Raw genomic sequence first — 6812 nt, forward strand, 5'->3', positions numbered from 1 at the left:
TGGCGATGTTGAGATGGGCGGGGCGCTGCCGGATCGTCGTGAGCTCCGAGACGACGTGGTAGGTCACGGCGAACAGGGCTGGGGCCGTGCCGAAGCCGACGGTCATGAGGGCAAGCGCCACCACGGGCTGGGTGACGAGCGTGGAGGCGAAGAGGCAGAGGCCGGCCACCAGGCCCGCCCCGCCCATCACGACGCCGCGGGCCACACGGGTCGGCACGCCGCGCAGGTCCAGGCGCTGCGTCAGGTTGCTGAGTCCGATGGTGGCGATGAAGCCCCATGCGGCCGGCAGTGCGATGAGCGAACCGGCGCCCTGCCGCGAGTAGCCGAGCACCGACTCGAAGTACGCCGGGCCCCACGAGGTGGCCAGCGCGAACGTCCAATAGCCCATGAAGGAGACGAAGACGGCGAAGAACCAGGTCGGGTTGAGGATCGTGCGGAAGAAGGGCACCGGTGCCTCATCGGACGCGGCCGCGGGGGCCTCGGCAGCCGGGGCCGATCCGGACGGCACCGTCGAGGCGGGGGCCTCGCTGGCCTCGATCGCGCGCTCGGCGGCGGCGGAGCTGTACGGCCCCTCCTTGCCGAGGAAGATCCAGGCGATCATCCACACCACGCCGATCCCGGACAGGGACAGGAAGGCCACCTTCCAGCCGAACGAGGCGAGGATCCAGGCCAGCACGGGCGCGAAGGCGACGATACCCAGGGTGACGCCGGCGGAGACGATTGCGGCCGGCGTCGCGCCCTTCTTGGCGGGGAACCACTTGTAGGTGGCGTGCATGGCCATGGGGGCGTACGGGCCCTCGCCCGCGCCCAGCAGCAGGCGGGAGACCCACAGCGCCGGCAGGGTCGCGAAGATCGCCACGGGCAGGTTAGAGACTGCCCAGAGGCCGCACATCGCCAGGATCATCCAGCGGGCGGGCAGCTTCGTGGAGAACGGGGCCACCACGAGCTGGGCCACCAGGAACGCCAGGAACATGCCGCTGTTGACCAGTCCGAACTGCTGGGGCGAGATCCCCAGGTCCTGCATGATCGGGATGGCGGCCAGGCCGATCACAGCCTTGTCCGCCCAGTTCACCATCATGAGGAACAGGAGCATGAGGGTGATGGTCCAGGCGGTGCGGCGCCGCTTGGCGGGGGACCAGGCCGCGGGGTCCTTGGCGGTGTCGTCGTGCACCGGCGCGGGGAGGACAGTGGACATGGGGTCTCCTGGCTGAGAGAGGGGGATGGGGAGGGGGTCAGGCGGTTGCCGGGGTGAGGCGCAGCGGCAGGGAGGAGAACCCGCGGAGCACGTTGTGGATCCACGGCTCGGGCTCGCCGGCCAGTTCGATGGCCTCGAAGTGCTCGGCCATGAAGGTCAGGAGCAGCTCGATCTCGAGACGGGCGATCGGCTGGCCGACGCACTGGTGCAGGCCCATGCCGAAGGCCACGTGGCCGGAGGCGGAGCGGTCCAGGTCGAAGACGTCCGCGTCCGGGCCCCACTTCTCGGGGTCGCGGTTGGCGGCGCCCAGGAACACCATGATCTTGGCGTCCTTCTGGACGGGCACGCCCTCGATCTCGGTGTCCACCGCCACGGTGCGGTGGAACTTCTGGAACGGGGACTCCAGGCGCAGGGCCTCGTCCACCGCGAACTTCGCCAGCTGCGGTTGCTCGCGGAGCTTCGCCCAGGCCTCAGGGCTCTGGGCCAGGGCGTAGAGGGTGTTGCCGGAGCCGAAGATCGTGGTGTCCACGCCGGCGCTCAGCAGGGCGCGGATCAGGAGGGTGGCCTGTTCGGGGGCGATGTCCCCGCGGTCCGCCACGGCCCAGATCTCTGCGCCCAACCCCTCGGCTGCGAGGTTCTTGCGATCGCATGAGTCCATGACCCACGCGGCGACCTTCTCGCCCTCCTCGAACGCGGCGTCGCGGATCTCGTTCTCCGCGCCGAAGGCGTTGAACACCATGGATCCGTAGGGCAGCAGGTTCTCGCGGCCGGTGGGGCGCAGGCCCACAGCGTCCGGGAAGACCTTCAGGGGGAACGGCTCGGCGATGTCCTTGATGCCGTCCACCTCGGTGCGACCGCGCAGGGACTCCACATGGTGCTGCGCCGGCCGGGTGAACTCCTGGCGCAGCTGACGCATCTTGGAGGGGTTGATGACCCCGGTCAGGCCGCGGCGCATCACGGTGTGGGTGGGCGGATCGGACTCGAGGATCGACGGCGGGCGCCACTCGGGGTCCTTGCGGATGTCGTTCGGGCCGGCGCCACCACCGGAGATGTAGGTCTCGAAGTCGGTCAGGACCTCGTGCACCCACTCGTAGCGGGCGACGCCGTAGCAGCCGTACTTCTCCAGCCAGAACACGGGGCCCAGCTCGCGCAGGGCGGTGTTCAGGGGCGTGGGGTCGGCGATGTTCTCGATGCTGAACGGGTCCAGGTCCGTGATGGGGACGCCGGCGGTGGGGGCGGGCATGTGTTCCTCCTGGGGTGAGTGCGGTGCGAGGGGGCGTGAGGACGCGCTCACAGGTCGAGCTGGAGCTTGGGACAGGTGGCCGCGGCGCGGGAGACGCAGACCATCATCGAGCGGTGGTCCGCCTTGTCCTCGGTGGAGAGCACGGCATCGCGGTGGTCCGCCTCACCGGAGACGATGTCCGTCTCGCACGTGCCGCACACGCCGGCCCGGCACGAGGACAGGACGCGCACGCCCACGTCCTCGAGCGCCTCGAGGACCGTCTGGTCAGGCTGGACGGTGACGGTCGTGCCGGTGCGCATCAACTCCACCTCGAACGGCTCGGTGGCGGCGCCGCTGTCGAGGGCGGAGGCCACGAATCGCTCGGTGTGCAGCACGCCCGGCGGCCAGCCGCGGGCCCAGTCCTCGAGCGCGGCGAGCAGCGGCTCCGGGCCGCATGCGTAGACGAGCATCTTGGCCCGGGGGATCCCCATGAACCGCTCGAGGTCGATCCGGCCCGTCTCGTCCTCGGGGAAGGCGTGGATGCGCTCGCCGTACCGCTCCACGAGCTCGTCGAGATAGGCCATGGAGGAGCGGGAGCGGCCGCCGTACACCAGCGTCCACTCGCGGCCGGCCGCCTCGGCGGCCTCGATCATCGGCAGGATCGGGGTGATGCCGATGCCGCCGGCGATGAACATGTACCGCCGGGAGTCCACGAGCGGGAAGTTGTTGCGCGGACGGGAGATCGTGATCGTGTCCCCCTCTCGCAGGCCCTCGTGCACCCACTGGGAGCCGCCGCGGCTGGTGGGCGTGTGCAGCACGCTCACGGCCAGCGTGTCCCGCTCGGACCGGGAGGAGCACACGGAGTACTGGCGCACGTGCTCGGGCATCACGACGTCCACGTGCGCGCCCGGGTCCCACGCGGGGAACGGCTCCCCGTCGATGCGCCGGAACGTCAGACGGCGCACACCGTCGGCGACCGGGTCGATCCGCTCGACGAGGACCTCGAGGGAGCTGCCGTCGACGGTCGGGGAGGGGAGGGTCGAGGTGGGGGTCATGGCGTTCCTTCCGGTGCGGGGGAGGGCCGGGGTCAGGCGGTGTGGGAGCGGACGGCGGCGAGGCCGCCGTCGACGCGGATGTCCGTGCCGTTCACCCAGCGGGCCTGGTCGGAGACCAGGAAGAGGACCACGCCGGCGATGTCCGCCGGCTCGCCGAAGCGGCCGAGGGCCTCGGCGGCGGAGTCGACCCTGCCGCGGCCGTGGTCCTTCTTGAAGTCCTCGAGGATGGGCGTGCTGACGGGGCCGGGGCTGACGGAGACCACGCGCACGCCCTGGGGGACGAGCTCGGCGGCGAGGTGCTCCGTGAGGAACCGCACGGCCTGCTTCGAGCGCAGGTAGGACTGGCCCTCCACGAGCTCGTCGGCGCGGTCCAGCACCGCGTCCACGTCCTCGGCCAGGGCGATCGGGCGGAGGGGCTCGACGACGGAGCGCCAGTCGTCGGCGACGTTCGAGGCGAGGTTGACCACGACGCCGCCGCGCGTGATCCGGGGGGCGACCGCGCGGGTCAGCTCGCGCAGGCCGAAGACGTTGACGGCGAGCACCACGCGCGCCGGGGCCGTGCCGGGCACGCCGGCGATGTTCACCAGGCCGGCCACCTGCTCGGGCAGCGCGGCCACGGCGGAGGCCACGCCCTCGGGGGAGGAGAGGTCGGCGGTGACGAACTCGCCGTCGAAGTCCGGGGCCGGGTTGCGGTCCAGGCCGATAAGCGTGTGCCCGGCCGCGCGCAGGACCCGGGCGGTCTCGGCCCCGATGCCGGAGGAGACTCCCGTGACGACGAGGGGGAGGTCGGTGGCGGTCATGGCGTGCCTCGTTCCTGTGGGGATGCGGACGGTCGAGACGAGTATGAGCACGGTCACACCGTCGGCCGGTCTGGAAGTCCCGCTGAGCGGAACCATGCCGTGGTCCACATCACGTGCCGGGACATGCTGGGATCCGCATCCGCCCGACGGACCTGAACCGGAGGACCCCCGTGAGCCGCACCTACACCGTGTACGACCCCGCCACCCTCGAGCCGGTGGGCGAGGCGCCGCAGCACACCGCCGCCGACGTCGACGAGCGCGTCCGCGCCGCCCGTGCCGCCCTGGGCGGCTGGGCCGCCGACGAGCCCGCCCGCCGCGCCGCCCTGCGTGCGTGCGCCGAGGCGATCCGCGCGGAGTCCGCCGCCCTCGGGGAGCTGATGTCCCGCGAGCAGGGCAAGCCGAGGCGCGAGGCCGAGGGCGAGTTCCTCGTGGGCGCCGGGATGCTGGACTACTACGCGGACCTCGACTGGGAGGCCAGCACCCGTCTGCCGGACCGCGAGGGCCGCTCGGTGCGCGTGGACCGCCTGCCCGTGGGCGTCGTCGGCACCATCACGCCGTGGAACTACCCCATCTCGCTGCTGCTCGTGAAGCTCGCCCCGGCCCTCGCCGCCGGCTGCACCGTGGTCTCCAAGCCCTCTCCGAGCACCCCGCTCTCCACCATCGCGCTCGTGGACCTCATGGCCCGTCACCTCCCGGAGGGCGTCCTGCAGTGGGCCACCTCGAGCGACCGCACCGTGAACGTGGCCCTGGCCGAGCACCCCCTGGTCCGCAAGATCTCCTTCACCGGCTCCACGGACGTGGGCACCCGGATCCTGGCCCAGACCGCGCCCCTGGCCAAGCGGATCACCATGGAGCTGGGCGGCAACGACCCGGCGATCGTCCTCGACGACGCCGACCCGGCCTTCACCGGCGCCGCCCTCGCGGCCTCGGCGTTCCGCAACGCCGGGCAGGTGTGCATGGCCGCCAAGCGCGTGTACGTGCCCCGCTCCCTGGCCGATCAGGTCGTCGAGTCCCTCGCGGCCGCCGCGGAGGCGTTCGTCCTGGGCCGCGGCGTGGAGGAGGCCACCACGATGGGCCCGATGCACAACGCCGCCCAGCTGGAGACCGTCTCCGAGCTCGTGGACGACGCGCTCTCCCGCGGCGGACGCCGGGTGGCCGGCGGCGGCCGCGGTTGCGACCTCCCCGGGCACTTCATGGCCCCCACGGTGGTCACCGGGCTCGACGACGACGCCGCCCTGGTCTCCGACGAGCAGTTCGGCGCTGCCCTGCCCGTGGTGGTCTACGAGGACCTGGAAGCCCTGGTGCGCCGCCTCAACGACCAGCCCTGGGGTCTCGGCGCCTCCGTGTGGTCGCCGGACCTCGAGCGTGCCGACGCGGTCGCCCGCACGGTGGAGGCCGGGACCGTCTGGATCAACCAGCACACCCGCGTGGAGCAGGACGCCCCGTTCGGCGGCTGGCGCCTGTCCGGCGTCGGCCGGGAGCGCGGCCCGTGGGGCCTGGAGCACTACCAGGAGCTGCGCACGGTGAACGCCATGGCCCACGGGGGCGCGGCGTGAGCGCCGGGGTCGACCTGGCGGCCCACACGGGGCTGTCCGTGGTCACCCTCGGGGTGGCGGCCGGGCCCGCGGTCCGCGGGCCGGAGAACGGGATCGCGACCGCCGTCGTGGTGGACGGTGAGTTCTACTTGGTGGACTTCGGGATCGGCTGCACACGCGCCGCCGTGGAGACCGGCCTCGTGGGACGGGGTCTGAAGGCCGCCTTCATCACCCACCTGCACTCGGACCACGTGGCCGAGCTGCCCGCCTACCTGCTGTTCAACTGGGGGCGTCCCGTGGAGGGGTTCGAAACCCGCGTGCCGATCGTGGGCCCCGCCGCGGACGTGGACCGCGCCGGCGGCACCCTGGCCGGCTCCGCCGAGATGCTCGACCGGCTGCTGCGCGCCTACTCCTACGACATCGACATCCGCCAGACGGACGAGGCCCGTCCTCCGCTCGGCGACCTGGTGGAGATGCGGGAGATCGTCCGCCGGGACGACGTCCACACGGTGTACGAGGACGAGGCGGTCCGCGTCAGCGCCGTGCGGGTGGACCACCCGCCCGTCACGGACGCGTACGCGTTCCGCTTCGACACCCCGTACGGATCCGTGACCCTGTCCGGGGACACCGCCCGCTGCCCCGCGCTCGCGGATCTGGCCGCGGGCACGGACGTGCTGGTGCATGAGGCCGTCAACGTGGACTTCTACCGCGAGGCCGGCTTCTCCGGTCCCTTCCTCGAGCATCAGAAGGCCTCCCACACCCACCCGGCCGACGCCGGCGCGGTGGCGCAGGAGGCCGGCGCGGGACACCTGGTCCTCTCCCACCTGGCCGGTCGTGCCGAGCCGGCGTGGTGGCACGACCAGGCCGCCTCCGCGTTCGACGGGCCCGTTACCGTGGCCACCTCGAAGCAGGTGGTCCGGGTGGGCGGCCCGCAGGGGTGACGGCGAGCCCGGCTCAGCCCCGCAGGCGGCGGGCCAGCCACTCCACGCCGAGGGCGTAGCCGTC

6 protein-coding genes are annotated in these 6812 nt (G+C 72.5%); 2 read left to right on the forward strand and 4 right to left on the reverse strand.

All coding sequences use genetic code 11. The annotated features are described in order from the left end of the window. From Q4D18_RS10390 to Q4D18_RS10405, 4 genes are all read right to left on the reverse strand, one after another. Positions 1-1195, reverse strand: a 1195-nt coding sequence (locus Q4D18_RS10390; RefSeq protein ID WP_303128087.1) for an MFS transporter, incomplete at its 3' end; no start/stop codon positions are given. 37 nt (positions 1196-1232) lie between these two features. Next, complete coding sequence (locus Q4D18_RS10395) at positions 1233-2438, reverse strand: cytochrome P450 (protein WP_303128089.1); 1206 nt, start codon at positions 2436-2438, stop codon at positions 1233-1235. A gap of 47 nt (positions 2439-2485) precedes the next feature. After that, a complete protein-coding gene (locus tag Q4D18_RS10400) occupies positions 2486-3472 on the reverse strand; it encodes a PDR/VanB family oxidoreductase (RefSeq protein WP_303128091.1) in 987 nt (328 codons plus the stop codon). 32 nt (positions 3473-3504) lie between these two features. Further along, the gene (locus tag Q4D18_RS10405) at positions 3505-4272 is read right to left on the reverse strand and encodes a coniferyl-alcohol dehydrogenase (RefSeq protein WP_303128095.1); all 768 of its coding nucleotides are present in this window, start codon (positions 4270-4272) and stop codon (positions 3505-3507) included. 170 nt (positions 4273-4442) lie between these two features. Between Q4D18_RS10405 and Q4D18_RS10410 the strand changes: the two genes are divergently transcribed. Both Q4D18_RS10410 and Q4D18_RS10415 read left to right on the forward strand, forming a co-directional pair. Then, positions 4443-5828 (forward strand): aldehyde dehydrogenase family protein, encoded by a 1386-nt coding sequence (locus Q4D18_RS10410; protein WP_303128097.1) that lies wholly within the window; start codon positions 4443-4445, stop codon positions 5826-5828. Beyond that, the gene (locus tag Q4D18_RS10415; RefSeq protein ID WP_303128100.1) at positions 5825-6748 is read left to right on the forward strand and encodes an MBL fold metallo-hydrolase; all 924 of its coding nucleotides are present in this window, start codon (positions 5825-5827) and stop codon (positions 6746-6748) included. The genes Q4D18_RS10410 and Q4D18_RS10415 overlap by 4 nt, the downstream gene beginning before the upstream one ends. The last annotated feature ends 64 nt before the right edge of the window (positions 6749-6812 follow it).

This window comes from Micrococcus sp. (genome assembly GCF_030523875.1).
Lineage (GTDB): Bacteria > Actinomycetota > Actinomycetes > Actinomycetales > Micrococcaceae > Micrococcus.